This is a genomic window from Roseovarius tolerans (assembly GCF_028885395.1).
GTDB classification, from domain to species: Bacteria; Pseudomonadota; Alphaproteobacteria; order Rhodobacterales; family Rhodobacteraceae; genus Roseovarius; species Roseovarius tolerans.
The window spans coordinates 1,874,195-1,894,551 of record NZ_CP118494.1 but is presented as its reverse complement, the minus strand read 5'-3'; the positions used below and the strand labels follow the sequence as shown (position 1 = coordinate 1,894,551).

The following is a 20,357-nucleotide window of genomic DNA, read 5'->3' as shown; positions in this document are numbered from 1 at the left end:
AGGCCATACAGGAGTTGCAGGAATCGCCTGCAATCGACACCTCATGTCTTGTCAATCGCGACGGTTTCGTGACACAGGCGAATGATGGCCGGACTGTCCGGGGATTCGGAAGAGCTATGAAACCTGAGACCGCGAAAATCGATGTCGATGCGCCGAAAGCGCCCAAGCGCTTTATCTTCGTGCTGCTCGACAATTTCACCCTGCTGAGCTTTGCCTCGGCGGTGGAATGCCTGCGTATCGCCAACCGCATGGCCGAGGCGGAACTTTACAGCTGGGCGCTGACCGGTGATACCGACGACATCATCACCTGCTCCAACGGCGTTCGCTTCCACGTGGACTCCCCGCTTGCGGAACTCGGCCGCGAGGATGTGGTGATCGTCTGCGGCGGGGTCGATATCCAGAAGGCAGCCACCAAGAAGATGCTCAACTGGCTGCGCCGCGAGGCGCGCCGGGGCTTGCGCATGGGCGGGCTTTGCACCGCGTCCTATGTCTTGGCCAAGGCCGGTCTGCTTGATGGCAAGCGCGCGACGATCCACTGGGAAAACCACGACGCCTTCCTCGAGGAATTCGACGAAGTGCAACTGACCAAGTCGGTTTTCGTGATTGATGGCAACCGGTTTACCACGGCGGGCGGCACCTCCTCGATAGACCTGATGCTCAACATCATCGCGGACGATCACGGCGAGAAGCTAGCCAATGCGGTGGCCGATCAGCAGATTTATTCCTCGATCCGCACCGATCAGGACACGCAGCGCCTGAGCGTGCCGACCCGGATCGGCGTGCGCCACCCCAAGCTGAGCCAGGTCATCCAGATGATGGAGGCCAATATCGAGGACCCGATCAGCCCCTCGATCCTGGCGCGCGAGGTCGGCATGTCGACCCGCCAGCTGGAACGTCTGTTCCGCCGCTACCTCAGCCGGAGCCCCAAGCGGTATTACATGGAACTGCGGTTGCAAAAGGCGCGTAACCTGTTGATGCAGACCGACATGACGGTGATCAACGTGGCGCTTGCCTGCGGCTTTGCTTCGCCCTCGCATTTCTCGAAATGCTACCGCGCGCATTACAACACAACGCCCTACCGCGAACGCGGGGCGCATACCTCGCGTCTGTCGGTCTGATTTCGGACGACGCGCCGCTTTCTTGGAAAGAAAGCGACCCCAAATCTGTTCAAGATTTCGGCCTACCTCAGCGTGTGATCCGATAGGCCGCGCCCTGCCCAACACTCAGAAACCAGATCGCACCATCAGGGGCCTCGACGATATCGCGCACGCGCGATGTCTCGGCAGAGTCCAGTCTCTCCACCTCTGCCAGCGGTGTGCCCTTGAGCCGTGAGATCATGTCGAACTTGAGCGAACCCACGAAGATATCGCCGCGCCAGTCGGGGAACATGTCGCCCTGATAGATCATCATGCCCGAGGGCGCGATGGACGGATCCCAATAGTGCGCGGGCTGCTTCATGCCCTGCTTGGACGTGCCCTCACCGATCTTCGCGCCCGAATAGTGCCGCCCGTAGGAAATCACCGGCCAGCCATAGTTTGCGCCCTTCTCGACGCGGTTCACCTCGTCGCCACCGCGTGCGCCATGCTCGACAACCCAGAGAGTGCCGGACCCATCGAGCGCCGCCCCCTGCGGATTGCGGTGCCCGTAGGACCAGATTTCCGGCTGCGCGCCGGGCGTGTCCACGAAAGGGTTGTCGGCGGGCACCGACCCGTCGCGCGCGATGCGGATCACCGAGCCGTTCTCGCGCCCCAGATCCTGCGCCGAGGGACGGTCGCCGCGCTCGCCTATGGTGGCGTAGAGATAGCCGTCGCGCCCTTCGATGAGACGCGAGCCGAAATGCCGCCCGCCGGAGGAGCCCGGCTCCATCTCAAAAATCACCGTGAGGTCACTCAGCCGATCCGCGCCGGGGGCCAGCCGCGCCCGGGCGATGGCGGTGCCCGCGCCACCGGATTGCGGCTTGGAGTAGCTGAAATAGACCTCGCGGCTCTGCGCGAAATCGCGCGGGATCAGCAGGTCGAGCAAGCCACCCTGACCGCGTGCTGCGATCTCCGGCAGGCCGTTGATCGCGCGGCTTTGGCCATCCGCGATATGCAAAAGCCGTCCGTCGCGCTCGGTGATCAACATCCCGCCATCCGGCAGGAGCTCCAACGCCCACGGCGCATCAAGGCCATCGACCACCTTGGTCACATTGAGCGGCCCGGCGCTTGAGTCGAGCGCATGGGCGGGCGCTGCGGCGACACCAATAGCGAGGATAAAAGCGGTGAAACGGGTCATGGAAATCTCCTTTCCCGTCTCAAGATAAGCACGTCAGGCGCGTTTGCCACTCACTTGCGCGATATCGAGGACATCAAGCACCCGCGCCTCGATATCCGACGCGTTGAGCCGCGCCGTGCCATACATATCCGCCGGGCTTGCCTGGTCTATGAAGATATCCGGCAGCACCATGGAACGGAACTTGAACCCGTCATCAAACACTTTAGCTTCGCTCAGAAAGTGGCTGACATGGCTTGCAAATCCGCCGATAGCGCCTTCCTCGATGGTGATCATCGCCTCATGGTTCTCGACCAGATCGAGGATCAGCGCCTCGTCCAGAGGCTTGGCAAAGCGGGCGTCGGCCACGGTCGGCGTGATCCCGCGCGCGCGCAACGCCTCGGACGCCTCCATCACCTCCTTGAGCCGCGTGCCATAAGACAGGATCGCAACGCGGCTCCCCTCCTGAATGATCCGCCCCTTGCCGATCTCCAGAGGTTCGCCGCGCTCGGGCATGGTCACGCCAGACCCCTCGCCGCGCGGATAGCGAAAGGCAATCGGCCCGTCATCATGTGCCGCCGCCGTGGCCACCATATGTACAAGCTCCGCCTCATCGGCAGCGGCCATCACGACAAATCCCGGCAAGTTGGCAAGGAAAGCGACATCGAACGCGCCCGCATGGGTCGCCCCATCTGCCCCCACCAGCCCGGCACGATCAATGGCAAAGCGCACCGGCAGGCGTTGAATGGCCACATCGTGGACAACCTGATCGTAACCGCGTTGCAGGAACGTGGAATATAGCGCGCAGAAGGGCTTCATACCGCCCGCCGCCAACCCGGCGGAAAAGGTCACGGCGTGCTGTTCGGCAATGCCCACATCAAAACAGCGCGACGGGTAGCGTTCGGAAAACAGATCGAGCCCGGTGCCATCCGGCATCGCCGCCGTGATCGCGCAGATCTTGTCGTCCCTTGCGGCCTGATCGAGCAGCGCATTGGCAAAGACCTTGGTATAACTCGGCGCGTTCGAGGGGGCCTTTTTCTGCTCGCCGGTCACCAGATCGAACTTGGCCGTCGCATGGCCGCCATCGCGGGCGCGCTCGGCGGGGGCATAGCCCTTGCCCTTCTTGGTCAGCGCGTGAATTAGGATCGGCCCCGTGGCCCGCGCCTTGACCGTGCGCAGCACCGGCAAGAGCTGCTCCATGTCGTGCCCGTCGATCGGCCCGACATAGGAAAACCCCAACTCTTCAAACAGCGTGCCGCCCACGGTCATGCCCTTGAGCATGTCCTTCGCGCGTCGCGCACCTTCCTGAAAGGGTGGCGGCAGGAGGGAAATCGCCCCTTTGGCCGCGGCCTTGAATTCCTGAAACGGCTCGCCCGCGTAAAGCCGCGAGAGATAAGACGACAGCGCACCCACAGGCGGCGCTATGGACATTTCGTTGTCATTCAGGATGACGATCAGCCGCTTGCCCAGATGGCCCGCGTTGTTCATCGCCTCAAAAGCCATGCCCGCCGACATCGCGCCGTCGCCGATGATCGCGATGGCATCCCCATGTCCGGTCGGACAGGCCCCGCCCAGATCACGCGCCACGGCAAAACCGAGCGCGGCACTGATCGAGGTGGAGCTATGCGCGGCTCCGAACGGGTCATAGGGCGATTCAGAGCGCTTGGTGAAGCCCGACAGCCCATCCTTTTGGCGGATGCTGCGCATACGGTCGCGCCGCCCGGTCAGGATCTTGTGCGGATAGCTTTGATGCGACACATCCCAGATGATCTTGTCACGCGGCGCGTCAAACACGTGATGCAGCGCCACCGTGAGTTCCACCACGCCCAACCCCGCGCCCAAATGCCCGCCGGTCTCCGATACCGCCGCAATGGTCTCGGCGCGCAGTTCATGGGCGAGGGTCTCAAGCTGCCCGTCGCTGAACCGCTTGAGATCGGCGGGGCTTTGCACCTGATCGAGGAGCGGGGTGGTCGGGCGGTCTGGCATAGGGCCCCTCCTTGGGGGAAATGGCTAGCTCTGGCGCGAGATAACGAAGCGGGCAAGCTCCCGCAAGCCGTCGGCACGCGCTTCGTATACAGATAGCGCGTCACACGCGATCTCAACAAGGGTGGCGGCGCGGGTTTTCGCCCCCTCCAGCCCCAGAAGGGACACGAAAGTGGCCTTGCCCGCTGCGGCATCCTTGCCCACGGCCTTGCCGACCTGAGCGGCATCGCCGGTCACGTCGATCACGTCATCCTGGATCTGAAAGGCGAGGCCGAGCGCCCGGGCATAGGCCAAGAGCGGTGCCGGATCGGCGCGGCCCATGCGGGCCCCCGCCGTGGCCGACCATTCGATCAGCGCGCCGGTCTTTCCCTCTTGCAAGGTGATGATCTCATCGAGGGTAAGCGGGGTCTCGGCGCTTTCTGCGGCAATATCGCGCGCCTGCCCCAACACCATCCCCTGCCCGCCTGCGGCACGCGCGAGCGTGTGGGTCAGCTCGGCGCGCACCTCGGCGCTGAGGCCGGTCTGCGGATCGCTCACCATCTCGAACGCCAGCGATTGCAGCGCGTCGCCCACCAGAACAGCCGTGGCCTCGTCCCAGCGGACATGCACCGTCGGTTGCCCGCGCCGCAGATCGTCATCATCCATCGCGGGCAGGTCGTCATGCACGAGGGAATAGGCGTGCAGCGCCTCGATGGCGCAAGCGGGCCAGAGCGCCGCCGCCGCGTCGACGCCATGCAGCCGCGCGCTCTCCATCACCAGAAATCCGCGAATGCGTTTACCGCCGCGCGTGGCATAGCCCATGCCCTCGGTCACCGGACCGGGCGGGAACAACCCGAGCACGAGATCAAGCTGCGCCTGAATGGCACCAGCATCGGCGGCGAGCCTGCGCTTCATATGCCTCAATCGTCCGAAACGGGGCGCGTGCCGGTCGGCTGGCCTTCGCTGTCGAGGGTGATCGCGGCGACCTTTTCCTCGGCCTCCTTGAGCTTGGCCTCGCAGCGCTTCTTCAACTCCGCCCCGCGCTCATAGAGCGTGATCGACTCGTCAAGTGCCACATCGCCGCGCTCCAGCCGCCCGACCACCTGTTCAAGCTCTTTCATCGCCTGTTCAAAGCTCATCTCGCTGACGGGGGTATCGGGCATGGGAGATCCTGTTGCTGAATTTGCCAGCATCACCTTAGACGGGCCATGCGGCGGGTGCAATTCGGTTGACGCCGATAGGGGGCTGGGAAAGATTGGGCGACATGTCACAGCCTGCCTATCCCACTGCTTCTCATGTGCCTGACCCCGAGGCGCTGATGGCCGTGCAGGCGCGGCTGGCCGAGGCGCGCGCGACCGAACCGGCGCTGGAGGAGGCCTGCATCGAAGAGGTGCTGCGCATCGTGCCCGGCAAGCGCGCGGTGCTGGCGGGGCTCTGGCAAGAGCGCCCCGCGATCTTTCGCATCGTCGAGCCCACCGAGATCGAGTGGCAGGCGCGCGAATGGCGCGAGGTCAGCCGCATCTGGCCGCATATGCAGGGCGTGCGCTACCGGGTGGCAGAGCCGCTCGCGTATCTGCCCGAGGTCGGCATCATGGTGGTTGAGCGCGTGCCGGGCACGCCGCTGCTGGAGCATCTTTGGTCGGCACCCGCCGAGAGCCGCGCCGCCCTGATGCCGCGCGCGGCGGCGTGGTTGCGCCGCTACACGGATGTGACCGAGGCGTGGCGCGCGACCAACCCGGCGGGCTGGCTGGCCCGCGCCGAGCGCGCGGCGGCGGCCCAGCCCTTTGCCCGGCTGCGCGGGATCGAGGCAGACATTCTCATGCAATTGCAGCGGCTGGCGGCGATGCTTGACGGTGCGGAATGGCGGATCGCCATCTGTCACGGCGATTTCCACCCTAATAACCTCGTTCTGGACGGCGAGCGCCTGACCGGTATCGATCTCGGGGCGTCGTCGCGCATGCCGGTGACCAAGGATATCGCCCGATTTCTCGCCCATATGGGACGGCGCGGCATGCTGCCCTCGGGCCAGCGTTATCTCGGGGTGGACGCGCAGGGCATTGAGGCTTTCGTCGATACCTTTGCCCTTACCGAGATGGAGCGCACCCGCACCCTGCCCTTTTTTCTGGGCATAGAGGCGCTGATCCGCGTCGAGAACCGGCAGATGAAAAACGGGCGCATCCGCCACGCGCAAGAGATGTATGCCGCCCTGCGTGACGATCTCGCCGCGTTGACAGCCTAGCAGTTACCGCACCATCCAGGTGCCATTCGGCCAGAAGGCGTGAAAGGCGAAGGCGAACATCACGTCATGCGGCACGTCGCGCCCCTGCCTGTCGCGCACCCGCACCGTCCCCACGTCGCGTCCTTTGGCGATGGTGCCGTGATCGAGCGCCGAGGCCTGACCCTTTTCCCATGAAATCGCAACGCCCGCCTCGCGCACGCCACCTTCATTGCGAATGCGGGTCAGCGGCCACGCCCGGTCGCCCACCCGCACCACGCGTTCCAGCGGCGGAATGCCGTGCGGCGGGCTCTCTCCGTTATAGAGGAACGGCCGCGCCGAGCTATCATAGCCCTGATAGGGATTGCGCCCGTAAGAGCGGTTGAAATCGGGCTCCGCCATCACCAAACCTTGCGGATTGCGAGCGCGGAACTGATCCCAGCTTTCCATCCAGCTTGGCAATTGCCGCAACTCCACCCCGGTCATCTGCCCCACGATCCCCTCGCCGATGGCCTGCTGCCACCAGCTCTGGGTTTCGCGGTCATACATCACCATGTCGGAATGGCGCAGCTTGCCCGAGACGCCGAAGCTCAGCACCTTGCCCTGCACCCGCCGGTCAAAGGTGATGCCGGAATTGCACAAGGGGCAGAAGGTCACCGCCACCGGGATGCCGCCGATCTGGTCGTTGACGATCTCGTGCCATGTCAGGTAGCGGATCGGGTAAGCGCGCGGGGTCTGGCCGTCGATCTCGACGGTGATCACCGGCTCATTGCCCGCGATGCCCCCCTTGTCGCCTGCGCGCAGGAATTTCGGATCATCAATCGCCGGGATACCGTCCTTGGGCGGCCCGCCCGACATGATCTCGGACCAGTTGTCTATACTGGTCTTCTGGAAATTCGTCTCTGGCCATTCATGTCGCCACTGGCTCGGGTTGGCAGTGGCCAGACCGGCGATCAGCAAAAGCGACGTCAGAAAGGCAAGAAAGCGGGTCATGCGGGGCCCCTCGGGCAGCGGTGAGCGATACTGCAATCATGCCGCTTGCCCGGGATTCGAGCCAGCCACCCCCACGCGATTGTGAGGGCGCGTCAGCCCTTGCCTGCCTGTTTCTTCTTGGCGCGGGTCAACTCGCGATCCCACATCCGGTCGCGGAGCAGGCGGCGAAAGGCGCGCTCCAGTTCCGCCACGCCGTTGCGATCATAACACCGCCCATGCGCGAGGATAATGCGCTCGGGGCCCCAGCCGATCATTTCCTCCACACTGTCAGCCATGGCGCGCTTGTCGCGGAACATCCAGCGGATGCCGGGCGGCGTCTTACCGTCGCTGTCGTCGATGCCCTTGATCCAGGCGAGCGGGCGATGATGCGCGGGCAGCTTGGCGGTCTCGATGGCGGTGATCAGATCGGTCAGGATCAGGCTGCGGCTGGCGTGATGAAAGAACACCGCCTCGTGAAACCGCGTGCTGCCCTGCACTATGCGTTGGTCAAGTTGGCCTGCCCATGGTCCCTCGGCCTCTTCGGATCGCAACTCGCGATCAAAGCTGAGGCTCAGCCCATTCTTGGCCGCCCGCTCCACCACGCCCGGCGCGGCCCAGCTTTTTGCCTTGGGCCAGGCGGCCTGCCACTCGGCGATATGGGCAAAATGGAACGGGTTCGGGGCCACGAGGTGGCGTACCTCCCCGAGCGCATCGAGCTCCGCGCGCAAGCCGTCCGTCAGCCGCGTCGGCGAATGCACCCAGAGGTTCCCGTTCCTGAGCCGCACCACCGTGGCACGGGTCGGATAGGGAAAGCCCCGGCTGCGGATGGCCGGGCCGTCGATCAGCCATATCCCGTCCCCCCACGGCTTGAGGGTGTCGAGCGGCTCGTATCCGGTCCCGGCCATGCGCGTTACTCGGTCACCGTGACCTTTTCCATCACGTCCGGTTGGCCGACAACGGCCCCGTTCGACCCGCGCCCGCGCTTGATCGCATCGACCACGTCCATCCCGTCGGTGACCTTGCCCACGACAGTATATTGCCCGTTCAGGAATTCGCCCGCGTCGAACATGATGAAAAACTGGCTGTTGGCCGAGTCCGGGTTCTGGCTGCGCGCCATGCCCACGACGCCGCGCAGGAACCGCTCGTCCGAGAATTCGGCGGCCAGATCGGGGCGGTCACTGCCACCCATGCCCGCGCGGCTCATGTCGCCGCCGTCGAGCTTGCCGAACTGCACGTCACCGGTCTGTGCCATGAAACCTTGGATCACCCGGTGAAAGACGACGCCGTCATAGGCCCCCTCTTCTGCCAGTGCGGTGATCTGCTCGACGTGGTTCGGGGCGATATCCTCAAAGAGGTCGATGGTGACCGTGCCGTTGGCCTCGCCAGCGATGTCGATCTGAAGGCCAGTCGCGAGCGCAGGACTGGCCAGCAGGGAAAAGGCAAAGGCTAATTTATGCATCGGCGGCCACCTTGACGCTGATCATCCGGTCGGGGTTCGCGGGCGGCTCGCCCTCGGCGATCGCATCAACATGCTCCATGCCGGAAATCACCCGGCCATAGACGGTGTATTGCCCGTTGAGGAAATGGTTGTCCTTGAAATTGATGAAGAACTGGCTGTTGGCCGAATTCGGATTCTGGCTGCGCGCCGCGCCCAATGTGCCGCGATCATGCGGAATCTTGGAGAACTCGGCCTTGAGATCGGGCAGGTCGCTGCCGCCGGTGCCAGCCATGCGCGGGTTGTAGTCCTTTTCCATATTGGCGTGCTGCACATCGCCGGTCTGCGCCATGAACCCGCCGAGCACGCGGTGAAAGGCCACGTTGTCATACTGCCCGGCGCGCGCCAGTTCCTTCATCCGGTCGCAATGGCCCGGTGCGATATCGGGCAAAAGCTCGATCATGACGGTGCCGTCCTTGAGCTCTATCAGAATGGTGTTCTCGGGGTCGTTGATCTCGGCCATCGGGCGCTCCTTCATTGAAATCTACCCGATACCTAAGACGAACGCGCGCCCTTGCCAAGCACGCAGGTTGACCTCTTGACCCTGCCGCGCCAATAGGGGCGCGACACGGGAACAACACGGAGGCCGCCGCGCCATGAGCTGGAAAACCCTCGACGACATGGATCTTGCGGGCAAGCGCGTGCTGGTGCGTGTCGATATCAACGTGCCGGTGGACAAGGGCGTGGTGACCGATGCCACACGGATCGAGCGGATCAAGCCGACGATCACCGATATCCTCGACAAGGGCGGCAAACCGATGCTGATCGCCCATTTCGGACGGCCCAAGGGCAAGGTGGTGCCCGACATGTCGCTGCGCGTCACGGTGCCCGCGCTGGAACAGGCCTTGGGGCGCAAGGTGCGGCTGATCGAGACGCTTGAGGGCGCCGAGAACCTCACCGAGGAAGCGCGCGCCGCCGATGTGCAGCTGTTGGAAAACATCCGCTTTCATCCGGGCGAAGAGGGCAACGATCCTGAGTTGGCGCAGCGTCTGGCCGCCCTTGGCGATGTCTATTGCAACGACGCGTTCTCGGCGGCGCACCGCGCGCATGCTTCGACCACCGCGCTCGCCCATCTGCTGCCCGCCTGCGCGGGCCGCCTGATGCAGGCTGAATTGCAGGCGTTGGAGGCGGCGCTCGGAAATCCCGCCCGCCCAGTGATGGCCGTGGTCGGCGGCGCCAAGGTCTCGACCAAGCTCGATCTACTCGGCAATCTCGTGGAAAAGGTCGATTGCCTCGTGATCGGTGGCGGCATGGCCAATACGTTCCTCGCCGCCATGGGCCTCGATGTGGGCAAATCGCTGTGCGAGCACGACATGGCCGCGACCGCGCGCGACATCATGCTCAAGGCGGGCGCTGCGGGCTGCGAGATCCTGCTGCCCGCCGATGTGGTCGTGGCGCGCGAATTTGCCGAAGGCGCGGCGCATGAAGTGACGGGCGCGCATGCCTGCCCGGCGGATGCTATGATCCTCGATGCCGGACCGCAAGCTGTGGCGCGCATCATTGCTGCGATTGACGCGGCCAAAACGCTGATCTGGAATGGGCCTCTCGGGGCGTTCGAGATCGTGCCCTTTGATACGGCAACCAATGCCACCGCGAAACACGCCGCCGAGCGCAGCCGCGATGGCGCTCTCATTTCGGTCGCGGGCGGCGGCGACACTGTCGCGGCGCTGAACAAGGCGGGTGCGGCGGAGGACTTCACCTATATCTCCACAGCCGGCGGCGCCTTCCTCGAATGGATGGAAGGCAAGGACCTGCCGGGCGTCGCGGCGCTCAAGGGTGAGGGGTAAGGGGCTGTTGGCCTGAAGCGGTCACTGGATTACCCGTAGAAGGTGCCGCGCGGTCGCAGGGCCGGGGACTGGCGCTGCAACGTGTGTGGCAGGTGCTTTATCCCGGCAAAATTCGTGTAACCCCAACACGTTGTACGACCCCTCAAATCGCCAGGCCGCGGGACGGCCCGGCGATCGCGCGGCACCTTCGGTGCGTATCGCGCGGTTGGCTCTTATGTCCGCTCAAGCCCATAAACACCGCTTCATCCCTGTCCCGGTGTTCAAACCGCCCCGTGCACGCTCTGTTAGCGCCACCACGATTGCAGGGCGCGCGCCCCTCGCCTAAGAGGGCGCAAAACGTATCGTGATTCAGGGGGACCAGCCATGTCGCAGGCCGAGCAAAGACAGAAACTCCGCGAAGGACAGGGCTTTATCGCAGCACTCGATCAATCGGGCGGCTCCACCCCCAAGGCACTGCGCCTCTACGGTGTCGAGGAGAGCGAATACGCCTCCGATGCCGAGATGTTCGACCTGATCCACGCCATGCGCGCCCGCATCGCACAGGCCCCGGCCTTTACCGGCGACAAGGTGCTGGGTGCGATCCTTTTCGAGATGACCATGGACCGCGAGATCGGCGGCAAACCCGCCCCCGATTTCCTCTGGCAAGAGCGCGGCGTCGTGCCCTTTCTCAAGGTCGACAAGGGACTGGCCGACAGCACCGACGGCGTCAAGCTGATGAAGCCGATGCCCGATCTCGACGTCTTGCTTGCGCGTGGGGCCAAGGCGGGCATTTTCGGCACCAAGATGCGCTCGGTCATCGACGCCGCCAATCCGGCGGGCATCGATGCCGTCGTCGCCCAGCAATTCGAAGTTGGCCGCCAAATCATCGGGCATGGCCTCGTGCCGATCATCGAGCCCGAAGTCACGATCTCCATCCACGACAAGGCCGAGGCCGAAGACATCCTGCGCGCCGCGATCCTGGCACAACTCGACGCGCTGCCCGAAGATCACGAGGTGATGCTCAAACTCACCCTTCCCGAGGCCGACAATCTCTACGAGGCGCTCGTCAATCACCCGCGTGTGTTGCGTGTCGTGGCGCTCTCGGGCGGTTACAGCCGGGAAGAGGCCAATGCGCGCCTCGCCCGGAACACGGGCGTGATCGCCAGCTTCAGCCGCGCCCTCACCGAAGGTCTTTCTGCACGGCAATCGGATGCCGAGTTCAACGCGACCATCGCCAAGTCGATCGACGATATTCACGCGGCATCTGTCGCAGGCTGACCCCTCTCGCGCTCAGGCATAGCCCATGTCACGCGCCAGCATCGCGGCATGGGTGCGGTTCTTTGCGCCCAGCTTGCGTGACAGCGTCTTGAGGTGCAGCTTTACCGTCACCTCCTGAATGTCGAGATCACGGGCGATTTCCTTGTTCGACTTGCCTTCGGACACCCCCACCAGGACATCGCGCTCGCGCGGGGTCAGGCGCGGGCCCTCACCTATCGGGGCATCCTCTTCGAGAAAGTCGAGCGGCGCGTAGATCTCGCCCACCAGCATGTAATGCACCGCCGCGATCAGCGAGTGCGGATCCAGTGTCTTGGGCAGGAATCCCGCCGCCCCCGCGCGCAGCGCACGCCGCGCCACGTCAGGCGGTGCGGTGCCTGACAGGATCGCCACCGGACAGCGCACCTGCGCCTTCATCCGTGCAAGCCCGGTCAGGCCGTCCATGCCCGGCATCTGGAAATCCAGCAAGACAAGGTCGAACGGCGTCGACTTTCCGACCACCGAAATCGCGGCATCGAAATTATCCGCCACTTCGGCGACAAAGCCTCCCTGAACCCGCAGGAAATCGGCGATGGTCTCTCGCACGAGATCGTGATCATCCGCCAATAAGAGCCTGACCATGTCGTCCCTTTCCATCCAAACGATGCGCACAGCACCTGTCACCACCGTAGCGCTTGCATTCTTTATGCCGCACGAAAATCGATGACAATCATTTGATCATACTTTGGCATCGCGCCTTTCAGAACCCTGGGTTTCGCAATCGCGCGCCACCACCGTGGGTTGTGCGGCCTCTCCATCGGCATAGGGGGATGGCCAAACCGGCATAATTGATCAGACTGGCGCAGATCTTTTCCGGAGACAACCATGTTAAAATCAGTTTTTCGCGCGGTGTCTGCCGCGATCCTTACCAGTCTGATCATCGCGATTCCGCCCGAAGCGACACAAGCCCAAACCGAACCGACCCTCACCATTACCGATCCGCAACTTGACGCCCCCGTCATCCTCAGCCGCACCGACCTGATGGCCCTGCCGCGCACCGAATATGTCACGACAACGATCTGGACAGAGGGGCCGCAGCGCTTTTCGGGTGTGTCGCTTCACGATCTCATGGATCACCTGAAGATCGAGGCGGAAATACTGGAGTTCAAGGCGATAAACGACTATTCCATTACCGTGCCGGTCTCCGAGATCGGGCAGGACAACCCGATGATCGCCTATGCGCGCAACGGCGAGCCAATGAGTCTGCGGGAAAAAGGGCCCTTCTGGCTGGTCTACAATTATGATTTCGATCCGGCCTTTCGGACCGAAACGGTATATTCGCGCAGCATCTGGCAGCTGGACCGAATCACCGCCCGCTGACCCCTGCACGCGCGGCCTGGGATGAAACCGAATGAGTGTCACGACCGCCGCAAGCATGCCCGCCCGGGATCGCCTGGCCCTCGCGATCCTGAGCGCGTTTGCGGCGGGCTGCATGCTCGCCGCCGCGTTGATGACCCTCCAGGTGCTTGGAAAACTCGATGAATATGGCAGCGCCAAGCAGGACAATCTGCAATGGACGATGTCGCAACTCGAAGTGGATCAGTTGCGCTTTCGCCTGTCGCTTGAACGCCTGAACGTATCCGACCCCGCCTCGACGGAGAATGTGCGCCGCCAGTTCGACCTGCTTTACAGCCGGGCCATGACCCTGCAGCGCGGAGAGGTCTATCGCACGGTGATCCGCGATGGCGCGATGGAGGATGATCTCGATCTGATGGTGGCGCTGCTGGCGCAGATGGTGCCGATCATCGACGCCCCGGACGCCGACCTGCACGCCACGAGCGACCGGCTTGCAGCCCTGGCCGGACGCATGACCGCACCGATCCGCGCCGTTGCCACGCAAGCGATCACCGTCGATGCGCACCGCTCGGATGCCGAGCGCGCGGTGCTGACCTCGCAGATCATCACGCTGACCATCCTGATCCTGCTGATGGTGACGGCGCTCTTTACCTTGCTGATCATGCTTTGGCGGCTTTACCGCAGCCATCGCCTACGCGCCGAGGAAAGCCGCCGCACCTCGAACCGGCTGACCACGATCCTCAACACCTCGCAGGATGCAGTGCTGGTGATCGACGCCGACGGTTGCCTGCGCGATACCAATGCCAGTGCGCAGCGTATGTTCGACCTGCCCCGCAACGCCGAGAGCGATGTGTGCCTTGACGCGCTGATCTCGGGCCCCGACGGCGACGCGCCCGGTCTCCGGCTTGACGCAGAGCGTTTGATGGCGGCCTGTCGCGACGGGCCATACCGGTCGGACAGGCTGACCGGGCACAGCCTGACGGGTCGGCATTTCGCGGTGGAACTCTCTGCCGATCTCGCGCCGCGGGGCGATACGGCGGTCTGCATCTGCTTCGTGCGGGACATCTCGGCCCGGCGCGCCGCCGAGGCCGAGATTGCCACATCCCGCGACCGTGCGCTGTCGGGTGAGCGGGCGAAAGCCCGGTTTCTCGGCATGATCAGCCATGAGATGCGCACGCCGCTGAACGGCATTCTCGGGGCACTCGATCTGTTGGGCGACACCGGCCTTGATGCCGAACAGGAGCGCTACGCCCGCATCATGCGCTCCTCCGGGCAGTTGTTGCTGACCCAGATCACCGATGCGCTCGACATGACGCAGGCCGAGGCGGGCAAGCTGCGGCTGCGGCGCGGCGCCTTTGATCTGGACCGGCTGCTCGCCGATCTGGTCGAAAGCCAGAGCGCCGCCGCCGCCGCGCGCGGCAACCGGCTGCGCCTGCTCACACCCACCCACGGGCTGGGCCCGGTCGAAGGTGACCGCGACCGTGTCCATCAGGTGCTGCTCAATCTCGTCTCGAACGCGATCAAGTTCACGCGCGACGGCGATATCACGCTCGAGGTGTCGCGCGCTCCTGCGGCCGAAATGGTCGAATTTCAGGTGTCTGACACCGGCGTCGGCATCCCCGAAGCAGACCTGCCGAATGTCTTTGACGATTTCGTGCGCGTCGAGCCGCGCGACATGGAACAGCCCGAGGGCACCGGGCTCGGGCTTGGGATCGCGCGGCAACTGGCGACGCTGATGGGTGGCAGCGTCGGGGCGGAAAGCGTGCTGGGCGAAGGCAGCCTGTTCTGGGTGCGTCTTCCGCTGCGGCCCACGGATCGTACCGCGCCACCGTCGGGCCGGATCATCCCGACGCCCGCCCCTGCCCACAAGGCAAAGGTCCTGGTGGTCGAGGACAACCCGACCAACCGGCTGGTGGTCGAGACCATGCTCACCCGTGACGGGCATCAGGTCACGCTCGCGGCCGACGGAATCGAGGGGGTGCAGGCGGCACAAGCCGCGCCCTTCGATCTCATCCTGATGGATGTGAACATGCCGCGACTGGACGGGATCGCGGCAACGCAGGCGATCCGCGCAGGTGCGGGCCTCAACGCGCACACGCGCATCGTGGCACTCACCGCCCATGCCGGGGCCGATACCGCCCGAAAGCTGATCGAGGCCGGGGCCAACGAGGTTGAGACCAAACCACTCAGCCGGGACGCCCTGCGCCGCCTGATGGCGCGCAATGCCACCGGCGTGCCCGCCGCAGAGCCGCTGCTGCACGGGCAAGAAGAGACCACGCCGCCCTGTCTCGACCATGCCTATCTCGATCAACTGGGCCACAGCCTCTCGGCTGATCGTATCGCCGAAATCCTGCGCAGCTTCGAGGCGGAGGGCGCGGCGCTGATGGGCGATCTTTCCAGCGAGCGGGCCCTGCCGGACGACGCGCTGATCTCGCGGCTGCACCGGCTGGCGGGCACCGCCGCGACCTGCGGCGCGCGCGCCTTTCAGACACGTCTTGCGGCGGCCGAGGCGGCGGTGCTCCGGCGCGATCCTGCCGCCCGCGCCGCCCGTCTGGCCGAACTGCCGCGCCTCTGGCAGGTGACACTGGCCGAAATCGACCGCTACCGCGATGCGGCCTGAGCGATTGAAGGGGCCGCACGAAAGCTGCATAGGTCCGCGTCAGGCAAAACCAACATCGGCCCCACCCTCACGAAGAGTTGCCTTTCCCTAGGCATGCGATAAGTTCGAGAAAGGTCAGGGTCCAACCGACCGCGCGCCAGGCAGACGCCTGCGCCAATAAAACAAGGTGCGAACGCATGTCGATCCTGAAACAACTCATGGTGCTCTGCGTTCTGGGCGCCCTCGCCTATGGGGGATACGAGTATTACCGCACCGAACTGGCCCCCGCCCCGCCCGCCGAAGCGGAGAGCGGCGGGCCACGCCCCGCCACCGTGGAACTCGCGCGCGCCGAAACCCGCACCCTGCGCCGCACCGTCGAGGCCGTGGGCACCACCCGTGCCCTGCGCTCCATCGAGATCGTTCCCGAGGTCGATGGACGCCTTATCGAGCTGACCATATCCCCCGGCACGCGCGTTGAGAAAGGCGATGTGCTGGCGCGGCTCGAAGACACCATCGAGCGCGCCGACCTCTCGGAGGCCGAGGCGGTGCTCACCGAACAGCGCCAGGCACTCGAGCGTGCGCGACAGCTACGCACGACAAATGCCGTCTCGCTCGCCACGCTGGAAGAGGCCATCGCCCGGCTGGCCGAGGCCGAGGCCGATGTCGAACGCGCCCGCCGCAGGCTCGAAGATCGCCGCATCACCGCGCCGTTCGGCGGTGTTGTGGGGCTGACCAATTACGACTCCGGTGCGCGCGTCGAAGAGGGGCAGGTGCTGACCCGCCTTGACGATCTGAGCGAGGTCGAGGTCGAGTTCTCGCTGCCCGAGACGGTCTTTGCGCAGGTGCGTCACGGCCAGCAGGTGATCGCGCGCAGCGCCGCCTTTCCCGAACGCGACTTCACCGGCACCATCGACGCGGTGGACAGCCGTATCGACCCTGTCAGCCGCGCCTTTCGCACCCGCGCACTGGTGCCCAACCCCGACAGCACCCTGCCTGCCGGCATGTTCCTGTCGCTCACCCTGATCCTGTCGCAGGACGAACGCGTCACCGTGCCCGAAGAAGCGATCATCTTCCAGGCCGCCGAAACCTATGTGTTTGTCGCGCAAGACAACGTCGCGCAGCGCCGCGTGGTCAGGACCGGGCAACGCCAGGACGGGCGGATCGCGATCCTCTCGGGCCTCGACGAGGGCGAGGCCGTGGTGGTGCGCGGCCTGCAGCGCGTGCGCGACGGCAGCCCGCTCAAGATCCTCGAAACCGACGACGCCGCCACCGCCTCTGCCGAGGCGGAACCGGAGCAGCCCACATGACGCTGTCGGACATCTCGGTGCGCCGTCCCGTCCTCGCGGCGGTGATGAGCCTGCTGATCGTGATCTTCGGGCTTGCCGCGCTGCGTGGCCTGCCGGTGCGCGAATTGCCCGACGTGGACAATGCCGTTGTCACCGTCACCACCACCTATCGCGGCGCCGCCCCCGAGGTGATCGACACCGACCTCACCGAGACCATCGAGGGCGCCATCGCCACCATCTCGGGCATCCGCACGATCAGTTCCGAAAGCCGTCAGGGCCGCAGCCGCGTGACCATCGAGTTTGACAGCGGCGTCGATATCGACGTCGCCGCCAACGATGTGCGCGATGCCGTGGGGCGCGTGCGCGGCGACCTGCCCGAAGAGGCGGATGAGCCCGAGGTCGTCAAATCCGACGCCGATGCCGACCCGGTGATGCGCATCGCCGTCACCTCGGACCGCATGACCACCGCCGAGATCACCGATTACGTCGACCGCCTGATCGTCGACCGCATTGCCACGCTCGACGGGGTGGCCAATGTCAATCTGGTGGGCGAACGGCCCTTCGCGGTAAGGATCTGGCTCGACCGGCGCGCGCTTGCGGCGCGCAACCTCACCGTCTCGGATGTCGAGGCGGCCCTGCGGCGCAACAATATCGAACTGCCGGCGGGCGAGGTGGAATCGTTCAACCGCCAGCTCTCCGTGCGCCTCAACAGCCGCCTCGACAGCATTGAGGATTTTCGCGCCATCGTGCTCGACCGGGTGGCGGGCTACCCGGTACGCTTGGGCGATGTGGCGCGGGTGGAGCCGGGCGTGGCGGATGACACCACCGTGGTGCGCACCAACGGCACCGACGCCGTGGGCATGTGGATCCTGCGCCAGAGCCAGTCCAACACGCTGGAAATTTCCAAGGCGGTGCGCGCCGAGATGAAGGCGATGGAACGCAGCCTGCCCGAGGGCATGAAGATCATCGTCGGCTCGGATGACGCGCTCTTTGTCGGAGCCTCGATCCGCGAGGTGGTGACGGCGCTCTTCATCTCTCTGGCGCTTGTGGTGGCGGTGATCCTGCTCTTCCTGCGCAGCATCCGCGCCACGCTCATCCCGGCCATCACCATCCCCGTCGCGCTGATCGGCAGTTTCCTTCTGATCGGCCTCTGGGGGTTTTCGCTCAACACGCTGACGCTTCTGGCACTGCTGCTGTCAATCGGGCTGGTGGTCGATGACGCCATCGTCGTGCTGGAGAACATCCAGCGCCGCATCGAAGAGGGCGAAAGCCCGCTGGTCGCGAGCCTCAAGGGCGCGCGGCAGGTGACCTTCGCTGTCATCGCCACCTCGCTCACGCTGATCGCGGTGTTCGTGCCGCTCTCGTTCATGCCGGGTCAGGTCGGGCGTCTGTTCGTGGAATTCGGCTGGGTGATGGCAGGCACCGTCGCGATCTCGACCTTCGTGGCGCTCACCGCCTGCCCGGCGCTGGCCTCCAAGGTGCTGCGCGCCCGCAGGGCGCGCAAGGACGGGCGCGCGCACCGCCCACCCCTCGTGCAGCGCGCCTATCGCGTGCTTCTGACCCGCGCCATCGGCATGCCGCTGGTGGTCTTGCCGGTCACTCTCGCGATCACCGCCGGGGCGGCGCTTTTCTACGATGGCCTCCCGCGCGAGTTGGCCCCGCGCGAAGATCGCGGCGTGGGCTTCGTGCCGCTCACCGCGCCGCAAGGCTCGACCGTGCCGCATTCCGACATGGCAGCGCGTCAGGTCGAGGAGATCATCCAGCCCTTCGTCGACAGCGGCGAAATCGAGACGGTCTTTACCTTCACCGGATGGGGCGGGCGCGCGTGGCGTTCTTTCGTGGTGTTCCGTCTCGCCCCGTGGGAGGACCGCGACCGACCGGTCTCCGCTCTCGTCGCGGAAATCGCACCAAAAATGGGTGAGGTGACCATCGCACGCGGCTTTCCGGTGACCCCGGCGGGCCTCGGGCTGCGCGGCAATTCGACTCCGGTTCGGGTGGTGATCGGCGGCCCGGATTTTGAGAGTGTCGAAGGCTGGGCGACCGAGTTTCTCAGACGCGCCGAACAGGTCGAGGGGCTGGTGAACCCCGAAATCAACTTCGAGGAAAACCTGCCCCAGCTCGATATCGAGATCGACCGCGAACGCGCCGACGATCTGGGCATCTCGGCGGATGTGATAGCCACCACGCTGCAAACCATGCTGGCCTCGCGCGAGGTCACGACCTTTGTCAGCCGGGGCCGCGAATACCCCGTGCTGGTGCAGGCCGAGGACGAGGATCGCCGCACCCCCACCGATATCGAGAACATCTTTATTCGCGCCTCCGACGGGGAAACACTGGTGCCTCTCGGCGCGCTGGTGACGCTCAAGGAAAACGCCGCCGCGCCCTCGCTGCAACGCTTCGACCGGCTGCCCTCGATCCAGCTTTCGGGTGCGCTTGCCCCCGACGCGGAACTGGGCGACGTGCTGACCCGGCTCGAAACCATCGCCGCCGAGATCCTGCCCGCCGAGGCCAAGCTTGGCTATGACGGGCAGTCGCGCACCTACAAGGACACCTCCGGCGGGCTTGGCGTGGTGTTCTTGCTGGCGCTCGTGATCGTCTACCTCGTGCTTGCCGCGCAGTTCGAGAGCTTCCTGCACCCCGTCGTGATCATGCTCACCGTACCCACCGGCGTGGCGGGCGCGATCTATGCCATGGTCGTCGGGGGGCTGTCGCTCAACGTCTATAGCCAGATCGGGATCATCCTGCTGATCGGCCTGATCTCCAAGAACGGTATCCTGATCGTCGAATTCGCCAATCAGCTGCGCGACGAAGGCCGCGAGGTGCGTGACGCGGTGATCGAGGCCTCGGTGCTGCGCCTGCGCCCGATCATGATGACGGCGATCTCGACCGTGCTGGGCGCGCTGCCGCTGGTGCTGGCCAGCGGCGCGGGCGCCGAGAGCCGGATTGCCGTGGGCACCGTGATCATCGCCGGGCTCAGCCTCGCCACGTTGCTGATGCTGTTCGTCACGCCGATCCTCTACGATCTTCTGGCACGATTCACGCGGCCAAGAGGGGCTATCGAAAAGGCGTTGGAGGCCGAACTCGCAGACCATGCGCCACAGCCTGCTGAGTGAATTCCTGCCGGTTTTCCAAGCGTTTCAAAAATTCCCCTCGTCCCGGTCTGGCAATCCGCTACCTGCGATGCGATACCAAAGGGACAAGT

The 20,357-nt window shown here is 65.0% G+C and carries 17 protein-coding genes; 8 read left to right on the top strand and 9 right to left on the bottom strand.

What is annotated here, in order from left to right; genetic code table 11:
* Positions 1 to 116: 116 nt before the first annotated feature.
* Entirely contained in the window at positions 117 to 1,118 is a 1,002-nt protein-coding gene (locus PVU19_RS09315) for a GlxA family transcriptional regulator (protein ID WP_050661603.1), read from the top strand.
* A 67-nt stretch (positions 1,119 to 1,185) separates the two neighbouring features.
* On the opposite strand, the gene PVU19_RS09310 is transcribed toward PVU19_RS09315, so the two are convergent.
* The 4 genes from PVU19_RS09310 to PVU19_RS09295 are packed head-to-tail and all read right to left on the bottom strand — an operon-like array spanning position 1,186 to position 5,375.
* Positions 1,186 to 2,274 (bottom strand): PQQ-dependent sugar dehydrogenase, encoded by a 1,089-nt coding sequence (locus PVU19_RS09310; protein WP_050661604.1) that lies wholly within the window; start codon positions 2,272 to 2,274, stop codon positions 1,186 to 1,188.
* A 33-nt stretch (positions 2,275 to 2,307) separates the two neighbouring features.
* Complete coding sequence (gene dxs / locus PVU19_RS09305; RefSeq protein WP_050661605.1) at positions 2,308 to 4,236, bottom strand: 1-deoxy-D-xylulose-5-phosphate synthase; 1,929 nt, start codon at positions 4,234 to 4,236, stop codon at positions 2,308 to 2,310.
* A 24-nt stretch (positions 4,237 to 4,260) separates the two neighbouring features.
* Positions 4,261 to 5,127 (bottom strand): polyprenyl synthetase family protein, encoded by an 867-nt coding sequence (locus PVU19_RS09300; RefSeq protein WP_050661606.1) that lies wholly within the window; start codon positions 5,125 to 5,127, stop codon positions 4,261 to 4,263.
* Positions 5,128 to 5,132: 5 nt separating this feature from the next.
* Positions 5,133 to 5,375 carry an exodeoxyribonuclease VII small subunit gene (locus PVU19_RS09295; RefSeq protein WP_050661607.1) on the bottom strand — a complete coding sequence of 81 codons (243 nt, stop codon included), beginning with the start codon at positions 5,373 to 5,375 and terminating at the stop codon, positions 5,133 to 5,135.
* 101 nt (positions 5,376 to 5,476) lie between these two features.
* Between PVU19_RS09295 and PVU19_RS09290 the strand changes: the two genes are divergently transcribed.
* Positions 5,477 to 6,451: a phosphotransferase gene (locus tag PVU19_RS09290; RefSeq protein ID WP_050661608.1), complete on the top strand. Its 975-nt coding sequence runs from the start codon at positions 5,477 to 5,479 to the stop codon at positions 6,449 to 6,451.
* 3 nt (positions 6,452 to 6,454) lie between these two features.
* Here the strand turns inward: PVU19_RS09290 and PVU19_RS09285 are convergent, their stop codons facing one another.
* The 4 genes from PVU19_RS09285 to PVU19_RS09270 all read right to left on the bottom strand — a co-directional run bounded on the left by PVU19_RS09285 (position 6,455) and on the right by PVU19_RS09270 (position 9,357).
* A complete protein-coding gene (locus tag PVU19_RS09285) occupies positions 6,455 to 7,420 on the bottom strand; it encodes a DUF3179 domain-containing protein (protein WP_050661609.1) in 966 nt (321 codons plus the stop codon).
* Positions 7,421 to 7,512: 92 nt separating this feature from the next.
* A complete protein-coding gene (locus PVU19_RS09280; RefSeq protein WP_050661610.1) occupies positions 7,513 to 8,304 on the bottom strand; it encodes a DUF4336 domain-containing protein in 792 nt (263 codons plus the stop codon).
* A 5-nt stretch (positions 8,305 to 8,309) separates the two neighbouring features.
* A complete protein-coding gene (locus PVU19_RS09275) occupies positions 8,310 to 8,858 on the bottom strand; it encodes a peptidylprolyl isomerase (protein WP_050661611.1) in 549 nt (182 codons plus the stop codon).
* Entirely contained in the window at positions 8,851 to 9,357 is a 507-nt protein-coding gene (locus PVU19_RS09270) for a peptidylprolyl isomerase (protein ID WP_050661626.1), read from the bottom strand. Before PVU19_RS09270 ends, PVU19_RS09275 begins: the two co-directional genes overlap by 8 nt.
* Positions 9,358 to 9,490: 133 nt before the next feature.
* On the opposite strand from PVU19_RS09270, the gene PVU19_RS09265 reads away from it, so the two are divergent.
* Together PVU19_RS09265 and PVU19_RS09260 are read left to right on the top strand one after the other, a co-directional pair.
* Complete coding sequence (locus PVU19_RS09265) at positions 9,491 to 10,681, top strand: phosphoglycerate kinase (RefSeq protein ID WP_050661612.1); 1,191 nt, start codon at positions 9,491 to 9,493, stop codon at positions 10,679 to 10,681.
* Between the two features lie 363 nt (positions 10,682 to 11,044).
* Positions 11,045 to 11,938 (top strand): fructose bisphosphate aldolase, encoded by an 894-nt coding sequence (locus PVU19_RS09260; RefSeq protein ID WP_050661613.1) that lies wholly within the window; start codon positions 11,045 to 11,047, stop codon positions 11,936 to 11,938.
* Positions 11,939 to 11,950: 12 nt separating this feature from the next.
* Here PVU19_RS09260 and PVU19_RS09255 read toward each other — a convergent pair whose 3' ends face one another.
* On the bottom strand, positions 11,951 to 12,556 hold the full coding sequence (locus tag PVU19_RS09255) for a response regulator transcription factor (protein WP_050661627.1): 606 nt from the start codon (positions 12,554 to 12,556) through the stop codon (positions 11,951 to 11,953).
* Between the two features lie 243 nt (positions 12,557 to 12,799).
* Between PVU19_RS09255 and PVU19_RS09250 the strand changes: the two genes are divergently transcribed.
* The 4 genes from PVU19_RS09250 (at position 12,800) to PVU19_RS09235 (ending at position 20,268) form a co-directional block, all read left to right on the top strand.
* A complete protein-coding gene (locus PVU19_RS09250; protein WP_152911588.1) occupies positions 12,800 to 13,294 on the top strand; it encodes a putative pterin-binding protein in 495 nt (164 codons plus the stop codon).
* 31 nt (positions 13,295 to 13,325) lie between these two features.
* Entirely contained in the window at positions 13,326 to 15,890 is a 2,565-nt protein-coding gene (locus PVU19_RS09245; protein WP_050661615.1) for a hybrid sensor histidine kinase/response regulator, read from the top strand.
* Positions 15,891 to 16,066: 176 nt separating this feature from the next.
* Entirely contained in the window at positions 16,067 to 17,176 is a 1,110-nt protein-coding gene (locus PVU19_RS09240; RefSeq protein WP_050661616.1) for an efflux RND transporter periplasmic adaptor subunit, read from the top strand.
* Positions 17,173 to 20,268, top strand: a complete 3,096-nt coding sequence (locus PVU19_RS09235) for an efflux RND transporter permease subunit (protein ID WP_050661617.1) — start codon at positions 17,173 to 17,175, stop codon at positions 20,266 to 20,268. The genes PVU19_RS09240 and PVU19_RS09235 overlap by 4 nt, the downstream gene beginning before the upstream one ends.
* The last annotated feature ends 89 nt before the right edge of the window (positions 20,269 to 20,357 follow it).

Coding starts and splice junctions, on each gene's coding strand:
- PVU19_RS09315 (WP_050661603.1), top strand. CDS start 117: ATGAAACCTGAGACCGCGAAAATCGATGTCGATGCGCCGAAAGCGCCC.
- PVU19_RS09310 (WP_050661604.1), bottom strand. CDS start 2,274: ATGACCCGTTTCACCGCTTTTATCCTCGCTATTGGTGTCGCCGCAGCG.
- dxs (WP_050661605.1), bottom strand. CDS start 4,236: ATGCCAGACCGCCCGACCACCCCGCTCCTCGATCAGGTGCAAAGCCCC.
- PVU19_RS09300 (WP_050661606.1), bottom strand. CDS start 5,127: ATGAAGCGCAGGCTCGCCGCCGATGCTGGTGCCATTCAGGCGCAGCTT.
- PVU19_RS09295 (WP_050661607.1), bottom strand. CDS start 5,375: ATGCCCGATACCCCCGTCAGCGAGATGAGCTTTGAACAGGCGATGAAA.
- PVU19_RS09290 (WP_050661608.1), top strand. CDS start 5,477: ATGTCACAGCCTGCCTATCCCACTGCTTCTCATGTGCCTGACCCCGAG.
- PVU19_RS09285 (WP_050661609.1), bottom strand. CDS start 7,420: ATGACCCGCTTTCTTGCCTTTCTGACGTCGCTTTTGCTGATCGCCGGT.
- PVU19_RS09280 (WP_050661610.1), bottom strand. CDS start 8,304: ATGGCCGGGACCGGATACGAGCCGCTCGACACCCTCAAGCCGTGGGGG.
- PVU19_RS09275 (WP_050661611.1), bottom strand. CDS start 8,858: ATGCATAAATTAGCCTTTGCCTTTTCCCTGCTGGCCAGTCCTGCGCTC.
- PVU19_RS09270 (WP_050661626.1), bottom strand. CDS start 9,357: ATGGCCGAGATCAACGACCCCGAGAACACCATTCTGATAGAGCTCAAG.
- PVU19_RS09265 (WP_050661612.1), top strand. CDS start 9,491: ATGAGCTGGAAAACCCTCGACGACATGGATCTTGCGGGCAAGCGCGTG.
- PVU19_RS09260 (WP_050661613.1), top strand. CDS start 11,045: ATGTCGCAGGCCGAGCAAAGACAGAAACTCCGCGAAGGACAGGGCTTT.
- PVU19_RS09255 (WP_050661627.1), bottom strand. CDS start 12,556: ATGGTCAGGCTCTTATTGGCGGATGATCACGATCTCGTGCGAGAGACC.
- PVU19_RS09250 (WP_152911588.1), top strand. CDS start 12,800: ATGTTAAAATCAGTTTTTCGCGCGGTGTCTGCCGCGATCCTTACCAGT.
- PVU19_RS09245 (WP_050661615.1), top strand. CDS start 13,326: ATGAGTGTCACGACCGCCGCAAGCATGCCCGCCCGGGATCGCCTGGCC.
- PVU19_RS09240 (WP_050661616.1), top strand. CDS start 16,067: ATGTCGATCCTGAAACAACTCATGGTGCTCTGCGTTCTGGGCGCCCTC.
- PVU19_RS09235 (WP_050661617.1), top strand. CDS start 17,173: ATGACGCTGTCGGACATCTCGGTGCGCCGTCCCGTCCTCGCGGCGGTG.